Annotated in this window: 19 protein-coding genes and 2 tRNA genes; 18 read left to right on the forward strand and 3 right to left on the reverse strand. The window is 74.9% G+C overall.

Annotated elements, in window-relative coordinates:
- The first annotated feature begins 151 nt into the window (after positions 1–151).
- The 9 genes from ABZ457_RS07160 to ABZ457_RS07200 all read left to right on the forward strand — a co-directional run bounded on the left by ABZ457_RS07160 (position 152) and on the right by ABZ457_RS07200 (position 10,384).
- Positions 152–1,291 (forward strand): inositol-3-phosphate synthase, encoded by a 1,140-nt coding sequence (locus ABZ457_RS07160; protein ID WP_359154929.1) that lies wholly within the window; start codon positions 152–154, stop codon positions 1,289–1,291.
- Between the two features lie 989 nt (positions 1,292–2,280).
- Entirely contained in the window at positions 2,281–3,414 is a 1,134-nt protein-coding gene (locus ABZ457_RS07165; RefSeq protein ID WP_359154931.1) for an SCO3242 family prenyltransferase, read from the forward strand.
- On the forward strand, positions 3,411–4,307 hold the full coding sequence (locus ABZ457_RS07170; protein ID WP_359154807.1) for a sugar phosphate isomerase/epimerase family protein: 897 nt from the start codon (positions 3,411–3,413) through the stop codon (positions 4,305–4,307). The genes ABZ457_RS07165 and ABZ457_RS07170 overlap by 4 nt, the downstream gene beginning before the upstream one ends.
- Positions 4,304–4,960, forward strand: a complete 657-nt coding sequence (locus ABZ457_RS07175; protein WP_359154809.1) for an EboA domain-containing protein — start codon at positions 4,304–4,306, stop codon at positions 4,958–4,960. The genes ABZ457_RS07170 and ABZ457_RS07175 overlap by 4 nt, the downstream gene beginning before the upstream one ends.
- Complete coding sequence (locus ABZ457_RS07180) at positions 4,961–5,809, forward strand: TatD family hydrolase (protein ID WP_359154811.1); 849 nt, start codon at positions 4,961–4,963, stop codon at positions 5,807–5,809.
- 12 nt (positions 5,810–5,821) lie between these two features.
- Positions 5,822–7,024, forward strand: a complete 1,203-nt coding sequence (gene eboE / locus ABZ457_RS07185; RefSeq protein ID WP_359154813.1) for a metabolite traffic protein EboE — start codon at positions 5,822–5,824, stop codon at positions 7,022–7,024.
- The gene (locus ABZ457_RS07190) at positions 7,021–8,409 is read left to right on the forward strand and encodes a nucleotide pyrophosphatase/phosphodiesterase family protein (protein WP_359154815.1); all 1,389 of its coding nucleotides are present in this window, start codon (positions 7,021–7,023) and stop codon (positions 8,407–8,409) included. The genes eboE and ABZ457_RS07190 overlap by 4 nt, the downstream gene beginning before the upstream one ends.
- A 34-nt stretch (positions 8,410–8,443) precedes the next feature.
- Positions 8,444–9,481 carry a sugar phosphate isomerase/epimerase gene (locus ABZ457_RS07195; protein WP_359154817.1) on the forward strand — a complete coding sequence of 346 codons (1,038 nt, stop codon included), beginning with the start codon at positions 8,444–8,446 and terminating at the stop codon, positions 9,479–9,481.
- A 249-nt stretch (positions 9,482–9,730) separates the two neighbouring features.
- Positions 9,731–10,384, forward strand: coding sequence for an HAD family acid phosphatase (locus tag ABZ457_RS07200; RefSeq protein ID WP_359154819.1), 654 nt, complete (start codon positions 9,731–9,733; stop codon positions 10,382–10,384).
- 69 nt (positions 10,385–10,453) lie between these two features.
- Here ABZ457_RS07200 and ABZ457_RS07205 read toward each other — a convergent pair whose 3' ends face one another.
- Positions 10,454–11,764 carry a DUF2254 domain-containing protein gene (locus ABZ457_RS07205; RefSeq protein WP_359154821.1) on the reverse strand — a complete coding sequence of 437 codons (1,311 nt, stop codon included), beginning with the start codon at positions 11,762–11,764 and terminating at the stop codon, positions 10,454–10,456.
- Between the two features lie 165 nt (positions 11,765–11,929).
- On the opposite strand from ABZ457_RS07205, the gene ABZ457_RS07210 reads away from it, so the two are divergent.
- The 9 genes from ABZ457_RS07210 (at position 11,930) to ABZ457_RS07250 (ending at position 22,521) form a co-directional block, all read left to right on the forward strand.
- Positions 11,930–12,017: transfer RNA gene (locus tag ABZ457_RS07210), tRNA-Leu, on the forward strand.
- Positions 12,018–12,202: 185 nt separating this feature from the next.
- Positions 12,203–13,252 carry a LacI family DNA-binding transcriptional regulator gene (locus ABZ457_RS07215; RefSeq protein WP_359154823.1) on the forward strand — a complete coding sequence of 350 codons (1,050 nt, stop codon included), beginning with the start codon at positions 12,203–12,205 and terminating at the stop codon, positions 13,250–13,252.
- The gene (locus ABZ457_RS07220; protein ID WP_359154825.1) at positions 13,249–14,859 is read left to right on the forward strand and encodes a sugar ABC transporter ATP-binding protein; all 1,611 of its coding nucleotides are present in this window, start codon (positions 13,249–13,251) and stop codon (positions 14,857–14,859) included. Before ABZ457_RS07215 ends, ABZ457_RS07220 begins: the two co-directional genes overlap by 4 nt.
- Positions 14,849–16,810 (forward strand): substrate-binding domain-containing protein, encoded by a 1,962-nt coding sequence (locus ABZ457_RS07225; protein WP_359154827.1) that lies wholly within the window; start codon positions 14,849–14,851, stop codon positions 16,808–16,810. Before ABZ457_RS07220 ends, ABZ457_RS07225 begins: the two co-directional genes overlap by 11 nt.
- Positions 16,807–17,796 (forward strand): ribokinase, encoded by a 990-nt coding sequence (locus ABZ457_RS07230; protein ID WP_359154829.1) that lies wholly within the window; start codon positions 16,807–16,809, stop codon positions 17,794–17,796. Before ABZ457_RS07225 ends, ABZ457_RS07230 begins: the two co-directional genes overlap by 4 nt.
- Before the next feature lie 515 nt (positions 17,797–18,311).
- Positions 18,312–18,428 (forward strand) — tRNA-OTHER (locus ABZ457_RS07235).
- Positions 18,429–18,609: 181 nt separating this feature from the next.
- Complete coding sequence (locus tag ABZ457_RS07240) at positions 18,610–19,473, forward strand: ABC transporter ATP-binding protein (protein WP_359154831.1); 864 nt, start codon at positions 18,610–18,612, stop codon at positions 19,471–19,473.
- The gene (locus tag ABZ457_RS07245; RefSeq protein ID WP_359154833.1) at positions 19,470–20,450 is read left to right on the forward strand and encodes an iron-siderophore ABC transporter substrate-binding protein; all 981 of its coding nucleotides are present in this window, start codon (positions 19,470–19,472) and stop codon (positions 20,448–20,450) included. The genes ABZ457_RS07240 and ABZ457_RS07245 overlap by 4 nt, the downstream gene beginning before the upstream one ends.
- Before the next feature lie 4 nt (positions 20,451–20,454).
- The gene (locus ABZ457_RS07250; protein WP_359154835.1) at positions 20,455–22,521 is read left to right on the forward strand and encodes an iron ABC transporter permease; all 2,067 of its coding nucleotides are present in this window, start codon (positions 20,455–20,457) and stop codon (positions 22,519–22,521) included.
- On the opposite strand, the gene ABZ457_RS07255 is transcribed toward ABZ457_RS07250, so the two are convergent.
- Entirely contained in the window at positions 22,522–23,037 is a 516-nt protein-coding gene (locus tag ABZ457_RS07255; RefSeq protein WP_359154837.1) for an NUDIX domain-containing protein, read from the reverse strand. It abuts the gene before it with no gap.
- Between the two features lie 379 nt (positions 23,038–23,416).
- Positions 23,417–25,267: a S8 family serine peptidase gene (locus tag ABZ457_RS07260; RefSeq protein WP_359154839.1), complete on the reverse strand. Its 1,851-nt coding sequence runs from the start codon at positions 25,265–25,267 to the stop codon at positions 23,417–23,419.
- Positions 25,268–25,300 lie beyond the last annotated feature (33 nt).

Below are 25,300 nucleotides of genomic sequence, written 5' to 3' on the forward strand. Positions count from 1 at the left end.
CCACCTGAACAACCGATCGGCAGGGAGGCAGCCCGTGAACGACGGGAACGCGAGGGAGACCGCCGGGCGTGCGGCGGCGCACGAGTCCGGTGCCGTGGCGGACGGGGCCGCGCGTGTGGACGGGGTCTCGGGGGCGCGCGAGTCCTCCGGCGTGCACGGGGCCGGGCCGGGCCGTCCCGAACGGACCGGGGTCTGGTTCGTCGGGGCCCGCGGCTCCGTGGCCACCACCGCCGTCGCCGGCTGCGCGGCCGTCACCGCGGGACTCCACCCACCGACCGGCATGGTCACCGAGACACCGCCGTTCACCGGCGCCGGACTGCCCGCCCTCGCCTCCCTCGTCTTCGGCGGGCACGACGTCACCGACTGCCCGCTGCCCAAGCGCGCCGAGCACCTCACCGGAGCGGGCGTCCTCCCGCACGGCCTCGCCACCGCCGTCGCCGCCGAACTCACCGCCGCGGACGCGGAGATACGGACCGGCGGACCGCTCCCCGGGGACACCCGCACCGACGAGGAGCTGATCGCCGCCTTCGCCACCGACCTCACCTCCTTCCGCGCGCGCCACCACCTGGCCCGCGTCGTGGTCGTGAACGTCTCCTCCACCGAACCCCTCCCGGGCCCGGACGCCGAGCGCCTGCCGCCCAGCTCCCTCTACGCGGCCGCGGCCGTGCGCACCGGCTGCCCCTACGTCAACTTCACCCCCTCCACCGGGCTGCGCACCGCGGCCCTCACCGACGCCGTCGCGGCCGGCGGACTTCCCCACGCCGGCCGTGACGGCAAGACCGGGCAGACCCTGCTGCGCTCCGTCCTCGCGCCGATGTTCGTGCAGCGCGCACTCGACGTGCGGGCCTGGTCCGGCAGCAACCTCCTGGGCGGCGGGGACGGCGCGGCCCTGGCGGACCCGGCGGCCGCCGCGGCGAAGAACGCCGGCAAGGAGCGCGTCCTCGCCGACACCCTCGGGCACACCCCCGAGGGCGAGGTGCACATCGACGACGTCCCGGCGCTGGGGGACTGGAAGACCGCGTGGGACCACATCGCCTTCGACGGCTTCCTCGGCTCCCGGATGGTCCTCCAGACCATCTGGCAGGGCTGCGACTCCGCCCTCGCGGCACCCCTCGTCCTCGACCTGGCCCGCCTGGTCGCGCGGGCCCACGCGGTGGGCATCTCCGGCCCCCTCCCCGAACTCGGCTTCTACTTCAAGGACCCGGACGACGGCGGCCCGGCGGGCCTCCCCGACCAGTTCACCGCCCTCCTCGCCTTCGCGGCCCGCCTCCGCGAGGAGTCCCCCCGATGATCCGCACCCTCATCACCCGACTCACCCCGCCCCTCGGCCGCCCCGGGCCCGGCCGGGAGGACATGGGGCCCACCGGGGCGGCGGGCCGTGGCGCGGCGGACGCCGGTGCTGGGCCCGCCGCGGGCGTCCCGGGCCTCCCGACCCAGGGCGCGCCGCGCCCTGGCGCGGCGGCACCCGGACCCACGGCCGCGGGCCCACCCCGCGCGGGCACGCCCGCCTCCGGCCCGGGGGCCGTTCCGGGCAGCTCGGCGGTCGTGGGCGCATCCGCTCGGCGACAGGCTGCGGCCGGGGACGGACCGGCGTCGCCCGCTGATGGGAGGAGCCACCTCCGGGCCAGCGGGCCTGCCGCCGGCAGCGGTTCGGGGGCGGGCCGTGGCGCGGCGGACGCCGGTGCTGGGCCCGCCGTGGGCGTCCCGGGCATCCCGGCCCAGGGCGTGCCGCGCCCGGCGGGGGCGGGGATCGCCGTGGGCGGCTCGGCCGGTGACGCACCGGGCCGCGCGCAGCCGCCCGCCGCCGCGCGGGTTGCCCGGCAACCCACGGGGCCGGGCGCGGGGTCATCGGCCGGCGCCGCGCCTGCGCACGTGCCGACGCCTGCTGCTCGACCCGCCGGGCCGGCGGCCGTCCGCCCGGACGCGAGCCCGGACCCCCGCCGCCCGGAGGGTTCGTCCGCCGCAGGCGGAAGGCCGGGGCGGCGGCCGGACGCGGCCGGGGACGGACCGGCGTCGCCCTGCGACGGGAGCGACCCCCTGCGGGCAGGCACGTCCGCTGCCCACGGCGCCGGGACGGGGCCCGCACCCGGCTTGGGTGCGGAGCGCTTCGGGAGCGAGTCCGCTCGGGCCGGCACGGGTCCGGGCGGGCCCGGCGGCGCCGCCGACTCGGCCGCCCCGTGTTCCGGGACCGTTCCCGCCGGGGCCGGCGCCCCCGCCGCGCCCCGCGCCCGCGGGCGGGCCCGGCTGCGGGCGTGGGGCGAACTGCTGCGTGTGTCCGCGCTGTTCTCCGTGCCCGGGGACGCTCTCGCCGGTGCGGCCGCCGCCGGGGCGCGCCCCAATCGGGGGACCGCGTACGCGATCGGCGCCTCCCTCTGTCTCTACGAGGCGGGCATGGCGCTCAACGACTGGGCCGACCGGGACGAGGACGCCGTCGAGCGACCCCACCGGCCCATCCCCTCGGGCCGCGTCCGCCAGGGTGCGGCGCTCGCCGCGGCCGGGGTGCTCACCGCTGCCGGGCTCGCCCTCGCCGCGCGGGCCGGACGCCCCGCGCTGGCCGTCGCGACAGCGTTGTCGGCAACGGTCTGGGCGTACGACCTGCGCCTGAAGCACACCGCCGCCGGCCCGGTCGCCATGGGCGCGGCCCGCGGGCTGGACCTCCTCCTCGGCGCCACGGCCACTGTCGCGGCCACCTCGCCCCGGCCGGGCGGCCCGTCCCGGAGCCGGGTGCCGGGACGCCCGCCCACGGATGCCCCCGGCGCGGCCCGCGCTCGTACCTCGGGCGGCGCGGCCGGTCCGCACGGCGTCCCCTTCGGCACCGCGCCCGCCGTCCCTGCCGTGGGAGGCGGCGCCCGCTCGACGGACGGGGGCGCCACCCAGGCCGCCGCTCCGGTCGGGCGGGGCGGCCTGGGGCCCTGGGAGCCCGGGCGCCCGACCTCCGGGGTCGCCGCCGCGCTGCGCGCCGTGCGCAGCGCGGGCCCCGCCGCGGGGGCGCTCGCCGCGCACACCCTCGCCGTCACCTCCGTGTCGCGCCACGAGACCCAGGGCGGCTCCACGCTCGCGCCGCTCGCCGCCCTGGCCACGGCCGCCGCTCTGGCCGTCGCCACCGCCCGCCCGGGCGGACCGGTCCGACAAGATGGCGCCCCGGTCCCGGTCACCGCGGCCCGCCCGGCCGCCCCCGCCGCCCCCGTGCTGCTCGCCGCCGCGTATCTGCGGACCGCCGGCCGTCCCCTGCTGCACGCCGCCCTCAACCCGTCCCCGGAGCTCACGCAGCGCGCCGTCGGCGGGGGCATCCGGGCGATGATCCCGCTCCAGGCGGCGCTGGCCGCGCGGGCCGGCGCGACGGGCTCCGCGCTCGTCGTGGCCGGGCTCGCACCGGCCGCGCGCCGCCTCGCACGAAAGGTGAGCCTCACGTGAGCACCGCACCCACCACCCCGCTCCGCCTCGGCTACGGCACCAACGGGCTCACCGACCTCCGGCTCGACGACGCCCTCGGCCTGCTCGCCGACCTCGGCTACGACGGGGTCGGTCTGACCCTCGACCATATGCACCTCGACCCCCTCGCCCCCGACCTCGCCGCCCGCACCGCCCGGGTGGCCCGCCGGCTCGGCGAACTCGGCCTCGGCGTCGCCGTGGAGACCGGCGGGCGCTACGTCCTCGACCCCCGCCGCAAGCACGGCCCCTCCCTTCTCGACCCCGACCCGGACGCCCGGGCCGCCCGCACCGGACTGCTGCTCACCGCCGTGCGCACCGCCGCCGACCTCGGCGCGGGCGCCGTGCACTGCTTCAGCGGCACCACCCCGCCCGGCACCGGCCCGGACACCGCCTGGAAGCGCCTCGAAGAAGCCCTCTGGCCCGTCATCGACGCCGCCGCGGCCGCCGGAGTGCCCCTCGCCGTCGAACCCGAACCCGGCCATCTGCTGGCCACCCTCGACGACTTCCACCACCTGCGCACCGCCCTCGGCAACCCCACCCCCCTCGGTCTGACCCTCGACATCGGCCACTGCCAGTGCCTGGAGCCCGCCTCCCCGGCCGACTGCGTCCGTGCGGCGGGGCCCTGGCTGCGGCACGTCCAGATCGAGGACATGCGCCGGGGTGTGCACGAGCATCTGCCGTTCGGGGACGGGGAGATCGACTTCCCGCCCGTCCTGGAGGCCCTCGCGGCCACCGGATACCGGGGGCTCACCGTGGTCGAGCTGCCGCGCCACTCGCACGCCGGGCCCGAACAGGCGGCCCGCTCCATCGACTTCCTCCGGACCGCCGCAGCCAAGACCGCCGCCGCCAGGGGACAGGGAGGCGCCGGATCATGACCAGCACCCCCGGGCCCGGACGCGCCGCCCTCGAAGCCCGCCTCACCCCGGCCGCCCGCACCTGGCTCGGCGACGCACTCACCGAGGCCGCGGCCGCCGCGGCGACCCCCGCCGCGCCCTCCGCGTACATCGCGCACACCTGGGAGCTGCGCTTCGCCGCGGCCGGGCGGTACTGCGGCCAGGAGCACGCCGATGCCGCCCGCGCCCTGCTGCTCGGCGAGGCCCGCGCCGACCTGGAGACCCTGACCCGTCTCTACCAGCACGGCAGCGCCGCCGAACGCCGCGCCGTGCTGCTCGCCCTGCCCGCCCTCGTCCCCGGACCGGGCGCCCTCCCGCTCGTCGACGACGCGCTGCGCACCAACGACACCCGGCTCGTCGCCGCCGCCGTCGGCCCCTACGCGGCGACCCACCTCGACCGGCACGCCTGGCGGCACGCCGTCCTGAAGTGCCTGTTCACCGGGGTGCCCCTGGAAGCCGTCGCCGACCTCGCCCGGCGCGCCGCCGGGGACACCGAACTCGGCCGCATGCTCACCGACTACGCCGCCGAACGCACCGCCGCCGGCCGGGACGTCCCCCACGACCTGAGACGCGCCCTGGCACTGACCGGCGAGACGACGACCACGCGGCCCGAGGGCCCGTCCGAGGAGTCCTGAATGCGTATCTTCGACCCCCACATCCATATGACCTCCCGCACCACCGACGACTACGAGGCGATGTACGCGGCGGGCGTGCGCGCCCTGGTGGAGCCGGCGTTCTGGCTCGGCCAGCCCCGCACCTCCCCGGCCAGCTTCTTCGACTACTTCGACGCCCTCCTCGGCTGGGAGCCCTTCCGCGCCGCCCAGTACGGCATCGCCCACCACTGCACCCTCGCCCTCAACCCCAAGGAGGCCAACGACCCGCGCTGCACACCCGTCCTGGACGCCCTGCCGCGCTATCTCGTCAAGGACTCCGTGGTGGCCGTCGGCGAGATCGGCTACGACTCCATGACCCCCGCCGAGGACACCGCCCTCGCCGCCCAGCTCCAGCTCGCCGCCGACCACGGGCTGCCCGCCCTGGTGCACACCCCGCACCGGGACAAACTCGCCGGCCTGCACCGGACCGTGGACGTGATCCGCGAGTCCCACCTGCCCCCGGAGCGGGTGCTGCTGGACCACCTCAACGAGACCACCGTCGGCCCCGCCCGCGACAGCGGCTGCTGGCTCGGCTTCTCCATCTACCCCGACACCAAGATGGACGAGGACCGCATGGTCTCCGTCCTGCGGACCCACGGGACGGAGAAGGTGCTCGTCAACTCGGCCGCCGACTGGGGCCGCAGCGACCCCCTGAAGACCCGCAAGGTCGGCGACGCGATGCTCGCCGCGGGCTTCGACGAGGACGACGTGGACCAGGTCCTGTGGCGCAACCCCGTCGCCTTCTACGGGCTCAGCGGCCGGCTCCAGCTCGACGTGCCCGCCCCGGACGGCCTCCACGAGGGCAACTCCATCCTCCGCGGCGGGGAATGAGAGGAGCGGGTCATGCGCTTCCGCCACCCGGACGGATCCCTCGTCCACCTCTCCTACTGCACCAACGTGCACCCCGCCGAGACCCTCGAAGGCGTCCTCGCCCAGCTCCGCGACCACTGCGAACCCGTGCGCCGCCGCCTCGGCCGGGACCGCCTCGGCATCGGCCTCTGGCTCGCCAGGGCCGCCGCCCGCGCCCTGGTCACCGACCCCGCCGCCCTGCGCGGCCTGCGCGCCGAACTCGACCGCCGCGGACTGGAGGTCTTCACCCTCAACGGCTTCCCCTACGAGGGCTTCGGCGCCGAGGAGGTCAAGTACCGCGTCTACACACCGGACTGGACCGACCCCGAACGCCTCGCCCACACCACCGACCTCGCCCGCCTCCTCGCCGCCCTGCTGCCCGACGACGTGACCGAGGGCAGCGTCTCCACCCTGCCGCTCGCCTGGCGGACCGGCTTCGGACCCGAGCAGGCCGAGATCGCGCGCACCGCCCTGACCACCCTCGCCCGGCGGTTGGACGCCCTGGAGGAACTGACCGGGAAGTCCGTCCGGATCGCCCTGGAACCCGAACCGGGCTGCACCGTGGAGACCACCGCCGACGCGATCGCCCCGCTCACCGCCGTCGGCGCCCCGCACCGCATCGGCCTCTGCCTCGACACCTGCCATCTCGCCACCTCCTTCGAAGAACCCGGAACCGCCCTGGCCGCACTCGCCGCGGCCGGCGTCACCATCCCCAAGAGCCAGCTCTCCGCGGCCCTGCACGCCGAACACCCGCACCTGCCCGAGGTCCGCGCGGCCCTCGCCGCCTTCGCCGAACCCCGCTTCCTCCACCAGACCCGCACCCTCGCCCGCCCCCTCCGGGCGGGACAGACCCCCGCAGCCGCCCGACTGCTCGGCACCGACGACCTCGACGAGGCCCTGACCGCAGGCGCCCTCCCCGACACCGCCCCCTGGCGCGCCCACTTCCACGTCCCCCTGCACGCCCCGCCCGCCGCGCCCCTGACCTCCACCCTCTCCGTACTCCGGGACACCCTGGCCCACCTGGTGGGCGGCCCCGCGCCCCTCACCCGCCACCTGGAGGTCGAGACCTACACCTGGCAGGCCCTCCCGCCCGAGCTGCGCCCCCGCAACCGCACCCAGCTCGCCGACGGCATCGCCGCCGAACTCACCCTGGCCCGCGACCTGCTGACCGATCTCGGCCTCAAGGAACTCCCATGACCGACCCCGCCCGCCCCACCCCCCTGCTGGTCCTGGACGTCGTCGGCCTCACCCCCCGGCTCCTGGAGCACATGCCCCGCCTGGCCGCCCTCGCCGCCGAAGGCTCCCGGGCGCCCCTGACCACCGTGCTCCCCGCCGTCACCTGCGCCGCCCAGTCCACCTTCCTCACCGGCGCACCCCCCTCCGAGCACGGCATCGTCGCCAACGGCTGGTACTTCCGCGAGCTGGGCGACGTCCTCCTGTGGCGCCAGCACAACGGCCTCGTCTCCGGCGACAAGATCTGGGACGCCGCCCGCCGCGCCCACCCCGGCTACACCGTCGCCAACATCTGCTGGTGGTACGCGATGGGCGCCGACACCGACATCACCGTCACCCCCCGGCCCGTCTACTACGCCGACGGCCGCAAGGAACCCGACTGCTACACCCGGCCCCCGGCCCTCCACGACGAACTCACCGAGAAATTCGGCACCTTCCCCCTCTTCCACTTCTGGGGCCCCACAGCCGACATCGTCTCCAGCCGCTGGATCGCCGACGCCACCCGCCACATCATGCGCACCCGCGACCCCGACCTGACCCTCTGCTACCTGCCCCACCTCGACTACGACCTGCAGCGCTACGGCCCCGACGACCCGCGCTCGCACCGGGCCGCCGCCGACCTGGACGCCGTCGTCGGACCGCTCCTCGACGACGCCCGGGCACAGGGGCGCACCGTCGTCGCCCTGTCCGAGTACGGCATCACCCCCGTCAGCCGCCCGGTCGACATCAACCGGGCCCTGCGCCGCGCCGGACTCCTGGAGGTGCACACCCAGGACGGCATGGAGTACCTCGACCCGATGGCCTCACGCGCCTTCGCCGTGGCCGACCACCAGCTCGCCCATGTCTACGTGCGCCGCCCCGAGGACCTGGACGCCACCCGCGAGGCCCTCGCGGACCTGCCCGGCGTCGACCAACTCCTCGACGACGAGGGGAAGAAGGCCGCCGGCCTGGACCACCCCCGCTCGGGCGAACTCGTCGCCGTGGCCGACCCCGACGCCTGGTTCACCTACTACTACTGGCTGGACGACGCACGCGCCCCCGACTTCGCGCAGCTCGTCGAGATCCACCGCAAACCCGGCTACGACCCCGTCGAACTCTTCATGGACCCGAAGGACCCCTATGTGCGGCTCAAGGCCGCCGGGGCCGTGGCCCGCAAGAAGCTCGGCATGCGCTACCGCCTCGCGGTGGTGCCCCTGGATCCCTCGCCTATTCGGGGCAGCCACGGCCGCCTCCCGGCGAGCGACGAAGAAGGTCCGCTCATTCTGTGCTCCACCCCCCGTGCGATAACAGGCCGCGTCGCGGCCACCGATGTGAAGTCCCTGCTCCTTCAACTGGCTGGTCTCCACTGAACCACACCCCACTGACAACGAGGAGTTATCCACAGTGAGCCGCAACAGCAAGGCGAACGATCCCGAACTCTCGCACCGCCTCAGCAGACGGAACATGCTCGGCGTCACCGCGGGCGCGGGCGCCGCCGCCCTCCTCGGCCTCGGCGCGGCCGCCTCCCCGGCCGCCGCCCACGGCCGGGGCCGGGGCCGCCCGGTCCTGCCCCCGGGCCGGCTCGGCATCCAGCTCTACTCGCTGCGCGACAAGGTCTCCACCCTCGGCTTCGCCAAGGTCTTCGCCGAGCTGGAGCTCTACGGCTACGACGAGGTCGAGTTCGCCGGCTACACCCAGGGCTCCGCAGGACCGATCACCCTGGATCAGCTGCGACGGCTCGCCCGCGACCACGGCCTCAAGCCCATCGGCAGCCACGTCAACTACTACGACGACGGCAACCCGAACGCGTACAGCTTCGCGCAGAACCTGGACAAGGTGCTCGATGACGCCCAGGCCCTCGGCCTCAAGCACATCGGCACCGCCTCCGGCCCCTGGCGCTACGGCGCCACGGCCGACGGCTGGAAGCGCTGCGCCGAGGACTTCAACCACTACGGCGCCGAGGCGCGCAAGCGCGGGATGAAGTTCTACCAGCACAACCACGCCGAGGAGTTCTCCTTCGCGACCGACCGCCCCGAGGTGCGGCTCTACGACGTGCTCCTGAAGGAGACCGACCCGGACCTGGTGTTCCTGGAGATGGACATCTACTGGGCCCATGCGGCGCAGTTCCGTTTCGGCAAGCGCGTGGACGGCACCCCCGCGCCGCTGGACCCGCTGAAGTACGTGCTCAAGCAGCCCGACCGCTACCCGCTCTTCCACGTCAAGGACGGCGAGCACGACGCCTCCACCCGGGACGGCTACCGGATGGTCGACGTCGGGGACGGCGACATCGACTACCAGCGCTTCATCTCCGCCGTGACCAGGACCCGCGGCGGGCGGAGCGACCACCACTGGCAGGCCGAGCACGACAACCCGGTGGAGTCCTTCGCGTTCGCCCGCAAGTCCAGCGCCCATCTGCACGCGCTGCGCGAGCGCGACTGCTGACCCGGCGCGCGGCCGGGTGAGGCGAGGGGGCCAACACCCCCGACCCGCACCCGGCGCCCTCACGAACGCCCCGGCGGCCACGGCCCGCCGGGGCGTTCGCTCACCCGCGGTGAACGGTTCGCCGAAAATCTCGCTACCGACCAGTAGTCCTCACGACGCCTTCCGTCCATCATTAAGCGCGAGCATGACAACCCGTTCGTTCGACCAGGCGAGCGGGCCATGAGCAGGTTCCACACCAGGAGACCCCCCATGCATGCACGCGCAACGACCATGCGCACCGCCGCGGCGCTCGCCGCGTCCGCCGTCCTCGTCGCGGGCCCGGTCACCGCCGCGGCCGCCGCGGAGACGGCGCCCGACCGGCGGACCCCCGCCCCCGCCCCCGCCCCCGCGGCCGCGGCCGCGGCCGGCGTCGACTACGCGACCTGGAAGCGGGACGTGGCCGCCGTCGTCGCCGAGGCCCGCCCCTACCTGGAGGCGCGCACCGCGAACGCCGGCAAGGAGCGGCAGGCGATCGTCCTCGACATCGACAACACCGCCCTGGAGACGCACTTCCACCCCTTCTGGGAGCTGCCCACCCCGGCCGTCACCGGCGTCCGCGACCTCGCCCGCTACGCCGACTCGCGCGGTGTGACGGTGTTCTTCGTGACCGCCCGCCCGGGCATCATCTACTCCCTCACCGACTGGAACCTCAAGAAGGCCGGCTACCCCGTCGACGGGCTCTACGTGCGGGACCTGCCCGACCTGTTCGCCGAGGTCAGCGCCTACAAGACGGAGAAGCGCCGCGAGATCGAGGCCAAGGGCTACAAGATCATCGCGAACATCGGCAACAACACCACGGACATCGTCGGCGGCCACGCCGAGCGCACCTTCAAGCTGCCCGACTACAACGGCCAGTTGTCCTGACACGCCGCCACGGGCGCGGTCACCCCGCGCCCGTGGCACCCGCCCGTCCCGCCCGCGCGGGGTGCCCCGTCAGCCGATGCCCTGCCGGTCCGGCTCCAGGGCGAACGCCCGGTCCACGGCCTCCGGCACGGTCCGCTCCACGGCCTGCACCAGCAGTGCCCGGTGGCGTTCCAAGGGCTCCCGCCGCTCCGGCGGCACAAAACGCAGCAGATCGTCGAACCCGGCCATCAGCCGCCGGGACACCTGCGGATCACGGACCGCGTGCCGCCGGATCTCCGCGAACCCGAGGTCGACCAGATCACCCCACCCCGGCCCGTCCTGCACCAGCCGCACCGCGCCCCTGCGGTCCCGGTGGTGCAGCGCGCCCAGCGGCCGGTGCGACACGGCCGCGAGGAACTGCACGATCCGGTCGATGCACTGCACCGCCGTGGTGGGGTCGTTGACCGCCGCCGACATGGCCCGCAGCCCGATGTCGGACAACTGCCGCAGCCCGAAACCGAGATCCCGGTGGAAGGTGCGCTCCACGCCGATGGACACGGCCGAGCGCAGGATCGTCGGCGACGGCACCGCCTCCCGCTCCCCGTGGACCGCCAGGACCGGCGTCCCCGGCACCACGAAGTCCCCGACGCGCGGGATCAGCCGCAGCACCACCCCCTTGCGGCGGGCCGCCCGCACCAGCCGGGCGACGTGCACGTCCCGCAGGGTCCCCGACCGACCCCGGTGCCCGAGCCGGGCGACCTCCGGAGGGAGCGCGGCCAGGTCGGGTTCCTGCGCCGGTACCCGGTCCAGCACACCCATCGCCTCCCGGGTGATCCGGTCCACCACCGGCCCCACCTTCATGAGCTGCAGGGTCTGCGTCACATAGGCGATGAACAGCAGCAGGCTGAGCAGCATCATCAGCAGCGTGACACCGCTCTGCACGAACGGCACCGAGGCGACCCGGCGAGGGTTGGTCTCGCTGTCGTAGCTGCCGAGGACGAGCAGCGACAGCACGAAGGTCGACAGGAACACCGAGAAGGTGAGCTTGCTGGTCCGGCTGCGGATGAAGATGCGCACGACCCGCGGGCTGAAGTTGCCCGCGGCCATCTGGACGGCGACCAGCGAGATGCTGAAGACGACACCGATGAACGTCATCATCGCCGACGCGATGGTCGTCACGATCACCTTGGCGTCCTCGGCCCAGGACTGGAGGGCGCGCACCGAGGCGAAGTCCCCGTCGTCCCGGAGGGCGTCGAGGAGCAGGGTGTCCACGGAGTCGGCCGCCAGCCAGACCACCACGACGAGGGCGAGGGAGAAGGTCGGGGCGAACCAGAAGGTGTCCCGCAGATGCTCGCGCAGCGGCGAGAGCGGGCGGGGCCGGAGGTAGGTGCGTGAGCTCACGTCCCGACGCTAGCCTCACGCTGGGCGTACGCGCGGGCACGCAGCGCGGTGGCGCCGCCGCGGGTGTCGGGGAAGCCGCTGACCACGCAATATGTGGGTGAGGGGCACCTCGAACCCCTGGTATTGTTGTCCATGTCGCCGCGGGAGACCGCGGCCGATCACCTGGTCCGGGTGGCGGAATGGCAGACGCGCTAGCTTGAGGTGCTAGTGCCCTTTATCGGGCGTGGGGGTTCAAGTCCCCCCTCGGACACCAGCTGAGACCCCACTTCATGTGGGGTTTTTTGCGTTTTTGGGATCCGGCCCCGCTGCCTCTGTGCGCTCATCTGAGCCACCCCGTCACGATCTGATCTCGCTCCCCGCCCGGACCCTTGCGTTCCGGGCGTGTAATCGATTCCATGCGTCCTTGTAATCGTTTCCACGAGCGAGAGGTGGTCCGGTATGGCCGGCATCAAGGACGTCGCCGCACAGGCGGGCGTCTCCGTCGCCACCGTCTCGCGGGTGCTCAACGGGCATCCGTCCGTCAGCCCCGACGCCCGGGCCCGCGTGCTCGCCGCCGTGGAGAAGCTGGGCTACCGGCCCAACGCCGTCGCCCGGTCGCTGCGGACCGACCAGACGCGGACCCTCGGGCTGGTCATCAGCGATGTGATGAACCCCTACTTCACCGAACTGGCCCGGTTCGTCGAGGAGGAGGCCCGGGCGCTGGGCTACAGCGTGATCATCGGGAACGCCGACGAGCGCCCCGACCTCCAGGACGCCCATGTGCGCACCCTGCTCGACCGGCGGATCGACGGGCTCCTGGTGTCCCCGGCCGACGGGCCCTCGCCCGTCACCCTGGACGCCGCCCGTGGCGCGACCCCCGTGGTCTTCGTCGACCGCTGGGTGCCCGGCGTCGACGTCCCCGTGGTCCGGGCCGACGGCACCGACGCGATCCGCGACCTCGTCGCGCATCTGCACGCCCTCGGCCGCCGCCGGGTCGCGATCATCGCCGGGCCCGCCGCCACGACCACCGGGCGGGAACGGGTGGACGCCTTCCACGCCGCCCTGCGCGCCCACGGGATCCCGCTGCCCGCCGAGTACATCGGCCAGGGCGACTTCCAGGCCGACAGCGGCCGGCGCGCCACCGAGCGGTTCCTCGACCTGCCCGAGCCGCCCGAGACCGTGTTCGCCACCGACAATCTGATGGCCCTCGGTGCCCTCGACGCGATCCGGGCCCGCGGCCTGCGCGTCCCCGACGACATCGGGCTCGCCGCCTTCGACGACATCCCCTGGTTCCTGCACACCGACCCGCCCGTCACCGCCGTCGCCCAGCCGGTGGCCGAGCTCGCGCGGGCCGCGGTGCGCGCCGTCGTCGACCTGATCGAGGGCAGACCCCCGCAGTCGGTCACCCTCCCCGCCCGGCTGGTCGTCCGCCGCTCCTGCGGCGAACCCCCACACCCCGCCCCCGACCACCCCGACCGCGACCCCGCACAGCAGAGGAGCACCGTGTGAGCGGCCACCACGAGTTGCTGCGCGTCGAAGGAGTACGCAAGACCTTCCCCGGTGTCGTCGCCCTCGACTCCGTCGACTTCGACCTCCGCCGCGGCGAGGTGCACGTCCTCCTCGGCGAGAACGGCGCCGGCAAGAGCACCCTCATCAAGATTCTCTCCGGGGCCCATCGCCCCGACGCCGGGCGGATCCTCGCCGAGGGCCGGGAGGTGCGCATCGGCGGCGCGCAGGACGCCGAACGGCTCGGCATCGCCACCATCCACCAGGAGTTCACCCTGGTGCCCGATCTGACGGTCGCCGAGAACATCTTCCTCGGCCGCCAGCCCCGCCGCTTCGGCATCATCGACCGCCGGCGCATGGAATCCGAGGCCGCGGCCCTGCTCGACCGCGTCGGCGTCGACGTGTCCCCGCGCGCGCTCGTCCGTGAACTGGGCATCGCCCGGCTCCAGATGGTCGAGATCGCCAAGGCCCTCAGCCTGGACGCCCGGATCCTGATCATGGACGAGCCCACCGCCGTCCTCACCTCCGAGGAGGTGGAGAAGCTGTTCGCGATCGTGCGGCAGCTGCGCGCGGACGGCACGGGCATCGTCTTCATCACCCACCACCTGGAGGAGATCGCGGCTCTCGGCGACCGGGTCACCGTGCTGCGCGACGGCCGCTCCGTCGCGCAGGTGCCCGCGAGCACGCCCGAGGACGAACTCGTGCGCCTGATGGTCGGCCGGAGCATCGAGCGGCAGTACCCGCGCCGCCGCCCGGACGAGGGCGAGGTCCTGCTCTCCGTCCGCGGGCTCACCCGGAACGGCGTCTTCCACGACATCGGCTTCGACGTCCGGGCCGGTGAGGTCGTCGGTATCGCCGGGCTGGTCGGCGCCGGACGCACCGAGGTCGCCCGCGCCGTGTTCGGCGCCGACCCCTACGACACCGGCACCGTCGACGTCCTCGGCCGGACCCTCCCCGGGCACGACGTGGTCGCCGCGATGCGCGCCGGGCTCGGGCTCGTCCCCGAGGACCGCAAGGGGCAGGGGCTCCTCCTGGACGCATCCGTGCGGGAGAACCTCGGTCTGGTGACGCTGCGTTCGGCCACCCGCGCGGGCTTCGTCGACCTCGCCGGACAGCGCACCGCCGCCGCGCGGATCGCCGGTCAGCTCGGGGTGCGGATGGCCGGCCCGGAACAGCGGGTGCGCACCCTGTCCGGCGGCAACCAGCAGAAGGTCGTCATCGGCAAGTGGCTCCTCGCCGACACCCGGGTCCTCATCCTCGACGAGCCGACGCGCGGGATCGACGTCGGCGCGAAGGTGGAGATCTACGAGCTGGTCAACGAGCTGACCGCCGCCGGGCACGCGGTGCTGATGATCTCCAGCGACCTGCCCGAGGTCCTCGGCATGAGCGACCGCGTCCTGGTCATGGCGCAGGGCCGCATCGCCGGTGAACTCCGCGCCGAGGACGCCACCCAGGACGCCGTGATGGCCCTCGCGGTGGGCGCCGCGTCCGTGACCCGCCCCGATGCGCCCGGCCTCGACGCAGCCGGCTCCGATGCGCCCGGCCCCGCCCCGAACGACCCCGCCGCGAACGACACGAAGGACATGAAGGAGGGCCCCCGTGGCCACTGACACGCAACCGAAGGCCGCGGGTGCCGGCGGCGCCCGGAACCTGCGCCGGACACTCCTCGACAACGGCGCCCTGACCGCCCTCGTGGTCCTGCTGGTCGCCATGTCCCTGCTCTCCGGCGACTTCCTGACCACGCAGAACCTCCTCAACGTCGGCGTCCAGGCCGCCGTCACCGCGATCCTCGCCTTCGGTGTCACCTTCGTCATCGTCTCGGCCGGCATCGACCTCTCCGTCGGCTCGGTCGCCGCGCTCTCCGCGACCGTGCTGGCCTGGACGGCGACCAGCGAGGGCGTGCCCGTCTGGCTCGCCGTGATCCTGGCGGTCGTCACCGGCCTCGCCTGCGGCCTGGTCAACGGAGCGCTGATCTCCTACGGCAAGCTGCCGCCGTTCATCGCCACCCTCGCGATGCTCTCCGTCGGCCGCGGGCTCTCCCTGGTCATCTCGCAGGGCAGCCCCATCGCCTTCCCCGAGTCCGTCTCCGTCCTCGGCGACACCCTCGGCGGCCGGCTGCCCGTCCCGGTCCTGGTGATGGCCGGCATGGGCCTGATCGCCTGGGTCGTCCTCTCCCGCACCTACATCGGCCGCTCCATGTACGCCATCGGCGGCAACGAGGAGGCCGCGCGGCTGTCCGGACTGCGCGTCCAGCGGCAGAAGCTGGTCATCTACGCCCTCTCCGGCCTGTTCGCCGCCGTCGCGGGCATCGTCCTCGCCTCCCGGCTGGTCTCCGCGCAGCCGCAGGCCGCCCAGGGCTACGAACTCGACGCCATCGCGGCCGTGGTCATCGGCGGCGCCAGCCTCGCGGGCGGGGTCGGCAAGGCGTCCGGCACCCTGATCGGCGCGCTGATCCTGGCCGTGCTGCGCAACGGGCTCAACCTGCTGTCCGTGTCCGCCTTCTGGCAGCAGGTCGTGATCGGCGTCGTCATCGCCCTCGCGGTGCTGCTGGACACCGCCCGCCGCCGCGCCGGGGCCACCGGCGGCGCCACGGGCGGCGCCGGCTCCTCGTCCGGCACGCCCGGCGGGCGACGGCGCGGGGCGCTGCAACTCGGCCTCGCCGCCGTGGTCGCGGCGGCCGCCGTCGGGGCCGTGTCCCTGCTGAACCCGGGTTCGTCTTCGACGACGACCAGGGTGGGCATGTCGCTCTCCACCCTCAACAACCCCTTCTTCGTGCAGATGCGGCAGGGCGCCGAGGCCGAGGCGAAGGCCGCGGGCATCGACCTCACCGTCACCGACGCCCAGAACGACGCCTCCCAGCAGGCCAACCAGCTCCAGAACTTCACCGGTTCGGGAGTGAAGGCGGTGGTGGTCAACCCCGTCGACTCGGACGCGGTGGCCCCGGCCGTACGCGGAGCGGACAAGGCCGGCATCCCGGTGATCGCCGCCGACCGGGGCGTCAACAACGCCGAGACCGCCGCCCTGGTCGCCTCCGACAACACAGCCGGCGGCAGGCTGGCCGCGAAGGCCCTCGCCGAACGGCTCGGCGGCAAGGGGCAGGTCGTCGTCCTCCAGGGCACGGCGGGCACCTCCGCCAGCCGGGAGCGCGGGGCGGGGTTCGCGGAGGGCATCAGGGCGTACCCGGGCATCGAGGTGGTGGCCCGCCAGCCCGCCGACTTCGACCGGACCAAGGGCCTGGACGTGATGACCAACCTCCTCCAGTCCCACCCGGACGTGGACGGGGTGTTCGCCGAGAACGACGAGATGGCCCTCGGCGCGGCCAAGGCGCTGGGCGCGAAGGCCGGGAAGGAGGTGGCCGTGGTCGGCTTCGACGGCACCCCGGACGGGATCAGCGCGGTGGAGGCGGGCACCCTGTACGCGTCGATCGCCCAGCAACCCGCCGAACTCGGCCGGATCGCCGTCCGCAACGCCGTGCGCGCGGCGGAGGGCAAGGATGTGGAGAGCACGGTGAAGGTGCCGGTCAAGGTCGTGACGCAGAAGAACGCGGGGGACTTCCGGTGAGCGAGGCGGCGGGCACGGGGGAGCGGGCAGGGCACGGCACCGAGCTGCTGGTCGTCGGGTCCGCCAACGCGGACCTGGTGGTCGCGGTGGACCGGCGGCCCGGGCCGGGGGAGACCGTCCTCGGTTCCGACCTGGTCGTCCACCCGGGCGGCAAGGGCGCCAACCAGGCGGTCGCCGCCGCCCGGCTCGGTGCGCGCACGGCCCTCCTGGCCCGGGTCGGCGACGACGCGCACGGGCGGCTGCTGCTGGAGTCCCAGCGCGCGGCCGGGGTCGACACCTCGGCGGTGCTCACCGGCGGGGCGCCGACGGGCGTCGCCCTGATCACCGTCGATCCCTCCGGCGACAACAGCATCGTGGTCTCGCCCGGCGCCAACGCGCGGCTGCGGCCGGCGGATGTACGGGCGGCGGGCGGGCTGCTTGCCCGGGCCCGGGTGGTCTCCGTCCAGCTGGAGATCCCGCCGGAGACGGTCGCGGAGGTCGCCCGCGCGCTGCCGGCCGGGACCCGGCTCGTCCTCAACCCGTCCCCGCCGGCCGCCCTGCCGCCGGACGTCCTCGCCGTCTGCGACCCGCTTGTCCTCAACGAGCACGAGGCGCGCGTCCTCCTCGGGGGCGGCGTCGGGGGCAGCGGTGGCCCGGGCCCCGGCCCCCAAGTGCCCGGCTCCGGCCCGGGCCCCGGTCCCGAGGACTGGGCGCGCGGGCTGCTGGCCCTCGGCCCGCGTTCCGTCGTCGTCACCCTGGGCGCGGCCGGGGCCCTGGTCGCGGGCCCGGCGGGCGGCGAACGCGTCCCGAGCCCCCGGGTGCGCGCCGTGGACACCACGGGCGCGGGCGACGCGTTCACCGCCGCGCTCGCCTGGCGGCTCGGCCTCGGCGAGGACCTGGCCACGGCCGCGCGCTTCGCGGTGCGGGTCGGCGCGGCGGCGGTCACCCGCCCCGGCGCCCAGCAGTCCTTCCCCACGGCGGACGAACTCCCACCCGCCACCCCCTGAGCGGGCCCGGGCCCGGAGCGCCGGCCGCGTGCCCGGCCGGAACACCGGCGGCGCGCCCGGCCGGAACACCGGCGGCGCGCCCGGCCGGCGCACAGGCGGCTCCGCGCCCGGCCCACGAGACCGGCCGCGCGCCCGGCACGCGCCCGCCGCAGGACCCGGCCCGCGAGAGGCAACACCGGCTCCGGGCCCGGCCCGCGAGACCGGCCGCGCGCCCGGCCTGCGGGAGGCAACACCGGCCGGAGCACAGGCGGCTCCGCGCCCGGCCGCGCGCCCGGCCCGCGCCCGCCGCAGGACCCGGCCCGCGAGAGGCAACACCGGCTCCGGGCGCTGCCCGTGCCCGGAACACCCGACCGTGCGGCCCGTGCCCGGAACACCCGGCCGCGCCCCCGCGACCGGAACACCCGGCCGCGCCCCCGCGACCGGAACACCGGCCGCGGGGCCGCGTAATCCGTGGCCCGCCGCGCCCGCCCGCCGCTACCCTCGCCGGACCGGGACCGCGCGGTCCCGCAGGCCGCGGCACCGTGGCAGAGCGGCCCATTGCGATCGCCGTCCGGGAGGTCCCCCGGGCGGCGACTGAGGGGACGGGGCGGACCTGCCCCCACCTTCCGCGGGTTCGAATCCCGTCGGTGCCGCGGCCGGCCCGCACGCACCCCCCGCAACACCCGCCCCGGGGGCGGTTTTCGGTCACGGCGGGGGTGGCGGGCACCCGGGCGCCCCGGGCGCCGGCGCCGGGGAGAGCCGCGCCGCGGGCGGCCGTCCCGAGCGCCCGCCCCCGGTGAACAGCCTCGATAAGGTTAGGCTAACCTCCTCTCCGTGAGTTCTGGAGAAGAAGCGACGGCGGACGCGCCCCACCTGCACGGCCACATATTCTCGGCCACCGGCGTGACCGTGGCCTACGACGGCACCGACGTGGTGCACGACGCGGCCCTGACCCTGCGCCCCGGCCGGGTGACCGTCCTCGTGGGGCCCAACGGCAGCGGCAAGTCGACGCTGCTGCGCACCCTCGCCCGCCTCCAGCGCCCCCGGACCGCCACCCTCACCATCGACGAGGACACCGACGGTCTCACCCTCACCCCCCGCGAGTTCGCCCGCCGCGTCGCCCTGCTCACCCAGGGCCGCCCCACGCCCAGCGGTCTGACCGTGCGGGACGTGGTCGAGTTCGGCCGCTACCCCTACCGTGGCCGCTGGGGCCGCACGGACCCGGGCGGCCGGGCCGCCGTGGACCGGGCCCTGCGCCTGACCGGTGTCGAGGACCTCGCGGAACGCGGCGCCGAGCACCTCTCCGGCGGGCAGCTGCAGCGCGTCTGGCTCGCCGGCTGCCTCGCCCAGGAGACCGGGGTCCTCCTCCTCGACGAGCCCACCACCTACCTCGACCTGCGCTACCAGGTCGAACTCCTCGACCTCGTCCGCGACCTGGCCGACGACCACGGGATCGCCGTGGGCGTCGTCCTGCACGACCTCGACCAGGCGGCCGCCGTCGCCGACCGGATCGTGCTCCTCGAAGAGGGGCGCGTCGTCGCCGACGGCGAACCGGAGGAGGTGCTGACGTCCGAGCGCCTGACCGCCACCTACGGCATCAGGATCGAGGTCGCCACCGACCCCCTCACGGGCCGCCTGCGCACCCGCGCGATAGGCCGCCACCACACCCGAACCGAAAGGCTCAGCACCCCGTCATGAGACGCCTCCTCGCCACCGTGGCGGCCACCGCCGCCGCTGCCCTCGCCCTGACCGCCTGCGGCACCACCGAGCCCGCCAAGGAGTCCGCGGACAAGGGCACCGAGAGCATCACGCTCACCGACTCGACCGGCGCCAAGGTCGAACTCGACGGCCCCGCCAAGAAGGTCGTCGGCACCGAGTGGAACGTCGTCGAGACGCTCGTCACCCTCGGCGTCGACCCGGTCGGCGTCGCCGACGTCAAGGGCTACTCCGCCTGGGACACCACCGTCCCGCTGAAGAACCAGCCCAAGGACATCGGCACCCGCGGCGAGCCCAGCATGGACACCGTCGCCTCCCTGAGCCCCGACCTGATCGTGGCCACCAGCGACCTGCCCGCCCCCGCCGTCAAGCAGCTCCGCAAGGTCGCCCCCGTCCTCACCGTCACCTCCGCCGACGGCAAGGACCAGATCGGCCGGATGCTGGAGAACCTGGACCTCATCGCCAAGGCCACCGGCACCACCGAGGCGGCCGAGAAGGCGAAGAAGTCCTTCGAGACCAAGCTCGCGGACGGCAAGAAGGCCCTCGCCGACGCCGGCCTGGACGGGGCGTCCTTCGCCTTCGCCGACGGCTACGTCCAGTCCAACCAGGTCTCCGTCCGCCCGTACACCGCCACCTCCCTGCTCGGCGCGGTCAACGAGAAGATCGGCCTGAAGAACGTCTGGAAGGTCAAGGGCGACCCCGCCTACGGCCTCGGCGCCACCGACGTCGAGGGCCTCACCGCCCTGCCGGCCGGCACCCACTTCGCCTACATCGGCAACGGCAAGGACGCCTCCAGCGACCCGTTCGGCAAGGAGCTCGCCGACAACGCCGTCTGGAAGTCCCTCTCCTTCGTGAAGAAGGGCGACGTCCACCGACTCCCCGACGGCATCTGGATGTTCGGCGGTCCGCAGTCGATGGAGGCGTACATCGACGCCGTCGTCAAGGCGCTCACGAAGTAGCCCCATGGCCGTCACCGCAACCACTCCCGCCACCCGTCCCGAGAAGACCACCGCCCGGGCGGGCGCGGCCGCGGTGACGGCCGTGCTCGTGCTCCTGGTCACGGCGCTCGCCCTGGTGGACATCACCCAGGGCACCGCCGCGGTCGGCGCGCCTGAGATCCTCAAAGCCCTCACCGGCCGCGCCGAACCCGGTGACGCCTCCGTCGTCATCGCCTCCCGGCTGCCCCGGATGACCGCCGGGGTCCTCGTCGGCCTCGCCCTCGGCATGGCCGGCGCGGCCCTCCAGACCATCAGCCGCAACGTCCTCGCCTCGCCCGACACCCTGGCCGTGAACGCCGGTTCGTACCTGGCGCTCGCCCTGGTCGCCGTCACCGGCGTCTCGCTGCCCTTCCTCGCCTCCTCCGGTGTCGCCCTCATCGGCGGGCTCGCGGCCGCCGCCGTCGTCCTCGGCCTCTCCGGTTTGGGCGCCGGCACCGTCCGGCTCGTCCTCGCCGGCACCGCCCTGATGCTCGGACTCGCCTCCGCCACCGAAGGGCTCCTCCTCCTGTTCCCCGAACAGACCGAGGGCCTCTACCAGTGGAACCAGGGCAGCATCGGCCAGAACGGCTTCAGCGGCGTGCTCCAGATGCTCCCGCTCGCCCTGGTCGGCCTGGTCGGACTGCTGCTGACGGCCCGCCGGATCGACGCGCTGGCCCTCGGCGACGACGCGGCCCGCGGCCTCGGCGTCCCCGTCCGCGCCACCCGCGTCATCGTGGTCACCCTCGCCGCGCTGCTCTCCGCGGCCTCCGTCACCCTCGCCGGACCGATCGGCTTCGTCGGCCTGGTCGCCCCCGCCCTGATCCGCCCCCTCGCCCGCCGGTTCCGCGGCTTCACCCGCGCCCGCACCGCGATACCCGTCGCCGGGCTGGCCGGTGCGGGCCTGGTCCTCGGCGCGGACGTACTGCTGCGCGCCCTGGTCAGCTCGGACCGGTCCGTCGCCGTCCCGACCGGGGTGGTCACCAGCATCGTCGGCGCCGTGTTCCTCGTGGTGACGGCGGTCCGCTCCCGGGACGCCGGAGCGGCGGCCGAGGCGGACAAGCTGCGCATCCGCAGCCGCCGCAGGTTCGTCGCCACCCTGGTGGTGCTGGTGGCCGCGGTCGCCGGAGTGGCGGTCGCGGGCGTGCTGCTCGGCGACAGCAAGCTGCTGCTCGGCGACGTCGTCAACTGGCTCCAGGGCAGGGCCGTCCGCTCGGTCTCCTTCGTCCTGGACACCCGGGTGCCCCGGGTCACCGCCGCCCTCCTCGCGGGCGCGGCCCTCGCCCTCGCGGGCACCCTGATCCAGGCCGCCACCCGCAACCCGCTCGCGGAACCGGGCGTCATGGGCGTCTCCGGCGGCGCCGCGCTCGGCGCGGTCGCCTTCGTCACCACCGTGCCGCTGGCCGGCTCCTGGGGCATCACCGGCGCCGCCTTCGCGGGCGCCGCGCTCGCCGCCGTCTTCGTCTTCGGGCTCTCCGCACGCGGCGGCTTCCAGCAGAACCGCGTCGTCCTCGTCGGCATCGGCGTGGCCACCGGCACGACGGCGATCATCAGCCTGCTCATCGTGCTCACCGACCCGTTCAACGCGACCAAGGCCCTGACCTGGCTCTCCGGCTCCACCTACGGGCGCACCTTCCCCGACGCGCTGCCCCTGCTGGGTGTGCTCGTGCTGAGCGCGGCCGTGGCGATCGCCCTGCGCACCGAACTGGACCTGGTGTCCCTGGACGAGCACACCCCGAGGCTCCTCGGGATCGGCCTCGGCCGCACCCGGTTCCTCTTCCTCGCGGCGGGCGTCCTGCTCAGCGCCACCGCCGTGGCCGCCGCCGGGACGATCGTCTTCGTCGGCCTCGTCGCACCGCACGCGGCCCGGGCCCTGGTGGGCCGGCGGCACATCCGGGTGGTGCCGGTCGCGATGCTGCTGGGCGCCGCGCTGGTGGGCACGGCGGACCTGCTGGGCCGTACCGTCATCGCGCCCGCCCAGCTCGGCGCGGGCCTGATGACGGCGGTGATCGGCACGCCGTACTTCCTGTACCTGCTGGTGCGCACCCGGCGCTGACTACGCCTCCGCCTCTTCCACCGCCAGCCGGTGGAAGACCGGGGCGCCGTCCGGTTCCGCCGGGGCCGGGCGGCCCCAGCTGCGCAGCACCGCCGCCGACGGCGGGAACACCGGCCCCGGGGCGAGCGCCCCGGAGCCGGTGGCCGGGAACCACTCCCAGCGCACGATCTTGTCCGGCTCGCGCACGGACGCCTCCCCGGTGACGCGTTCGACCAGGGCCGCGCCCGTGACCCGGGCCATGCCGTGCTCGCCGTCCAGGAGCACCGCGCCGATCCTGACGTCCGCCGGGTCCGCGACCAGGCCGGTCTCCTCGGCCAACTCCCGGGCCGCGGCCTCCTCGAAGCGCTCCCCGGCGTCCACCTTGCCGCCGGGCAGCTCCCAGCGCCCGTCGTGCCCCAGCCCGAGCAGCACCCGCCCGGCCGCGTCCCGCACCACCACCCCGACGCCGATCAGCCCGTTGGGCGCGGGGGAGGCCCGCTCGGGCCGCTGGGGCGACAGGGGCTCTTGGCCGGTCATACGCGTACCTCCACCGCTCGGACGACTCGTCCGACCCGGACGACGAGGCGCACCCGGGACGCCCGGTGCACCGCGGCCGATCATGCCCGATGGCGCGGACCCTCGCCGACAACACGGAAGCCGGGCAGGCCCGTTACGGGCCTGCCCGGCTGAGCCGTGACCGGTGGGGGCGGGACCGCCCGCCCCCACCGGGGGACGCGGAGTTCTAGGTCGTGTCCGGAACGTCTCGCCTGGTCCACGACGCCCGGCACGCACCCTCGCCGCGTTGTCGTCAGGGGCCATGGCTCCGCCATTGTCCCCCTCCTCCGCCTTGCGATCGCACGCACCGGACGCCGCGAACCCGCCCTCCGGGCGAACGGCGCGACGTTCCGGACACTCCCTAGAACGTGAGGTTCCAGGCGTCGATGCGGCCCGTGTCGCGGGTCGCGTTGTCCCGCACCCGCAGCTTCCAGACGCCGGCCGCGGTCTCCGAGGAGGCGTTCACCGTGTACGTCTTCACCACGTCGTCGGCGCTGTCCCCGTTGGGGAAGTCCTCCAGGAGGTACACCGAGCCGTCCGGGGCGACCAGGGAGATCACCAGGTCGCCGCGGTAGGTGTGCTTGATGTCCACGCCGACCTTCAGCGCGGCCGGGGCGTTGCCCGTCACCCCGCTGACCGTGAGGGAGGACTCCACCGTTGCGTTGTCGACGATGGTCACGTCCGCCGTGTTCTCGAAGAACTTGCCGGGCGGCGGGGTGGTGCCCCCGTCGACCGCCTTCAGCGCGTCGACCTGGCCCTCACCGAAGAACGCGTTCTTCGCCGTGGTGCCCGTGCAGCGGCTGTCCGAGGGGCAGGCGATGTCCGTGGACTGGGCGGCCAGGGCGGTCCGGAGCTGGGCCGGGGTGGCGCCCGGGTTGGCGCTCGCGAGCAGCGCGGCGACGCCCGCCACGTGCGGCGAGGCCATCGACGTGCCGTTCATGTTCCCGTACTTGCCGCCGGGCAGCGTCGAGTAGACGCCCGAGGCGCCGTCACCGCCCGGGGCCGCGACGTCGATGATGTCCCGGCCGAAGTTGGAGTACGAGGCCTTGATGTTCCCGTTGCCCATCGCGGCCACCGTCACCACACCCGGCAGCTCGGTGGGGATGTCGATGCAGGCGTTGGTGATGGTGCGGGAGACGGGCGTGGAGTCGTTCGGACTGGAGCTGTCCGTCCGCTTGTTCGCCAGGTCGTAGTTGGAGTTGCCCGCCGCCGCGACCTGGAGGGAGCCCTTGCCCTCCGCGTACGCCTGGGCCCGCCGGACGCCCTCGATGATGGCCGCCTGGTCCGGGTCGTCCGGGCAGTTGAACATCCACGGGTCGGTGTAGTAGCTGTTGTTGGTGACCTCGAAGCCCCGGTCACCGGCCCACATGAAACCGCAGATGGTGTTCTCGGCGAAGAACAGGCTGCTGCCCGGCTCCGCGATGCGCACCGAGGCGATCTTCACACCGGGCGCGACGCCGACCACGCCCTTGCCGTTCTTCGCGGCGGCCACGGTGCCCGCCACATGGGTGCCGTGCGTACCGATGTCGCGCCAGGCGCCGGTGCGGGCGTCCGCCTTGCCGTAGGCGCAGGAGGCCGAGTTCGCCGCGTCGAAGTTGGGCGCGATGTCCTGGTGCTGGTCGTCCACGCCGGTGTCGAGCACACCCACGGTGACGGACGCCGAACCCGGGTTCACGGCCCACGCCTTGTCCGCGTTGATCCGGGTCATGTCCCAGCGGGCGGTCTCGGTGAGGGTCGTCGGGGTCTGCGCGGGGGCGGTCGGGATCGTGGGCGCGTACGCGTCGGCCGGGACGTCCGAGGTACGGGTGGCGCCCACCTGCTGGACGCCGCTGACCGCGCGCACCGCGGCCGCGAAACCGGCCGAGGCGGAGTGCGCGACGACCACGCCGATCGCGTCGTACCGGGCGTACACGGAACCGCCGTTGGCGGTCACCGCGGTGCGCAGCGCCGAGGTGTCGCCGGGGGCGCCGATCACCAGGTACGCGCGGGTCCCGGCGACCCAGGCGGCCGTGGCCGCCGGAGCGGCCGCGGGGGCCTCGGCGGTCCGGGCCGCGACGGCGGACCGGGGCTCGGTGCCGTCCTGCGCCGCGGGAGCGGTACGGGCGGTGCCGGCGGCACCGGCGGGAGTGGCCAGGGCCACGGCCGTGCCGAGGGCGGCGACGGCGAGGAACGAGCGTCTGAGACGACGCCCGGATATGCGGGGGGTTGTCACTGCATCCTCCGAGAGCCCGGAGCGCTGGTGGCG

It is taken from the genome of Streptomyces sp. NPDC005805 (assembly GCF_040630445.1).
In the GTDB taxonomy this organism is placed as follows: domain Bacteria; phylum Actinomycetota; class Actinomycetes; order Streptomycetales; family Streptomycetaceae; genus Streptomyces.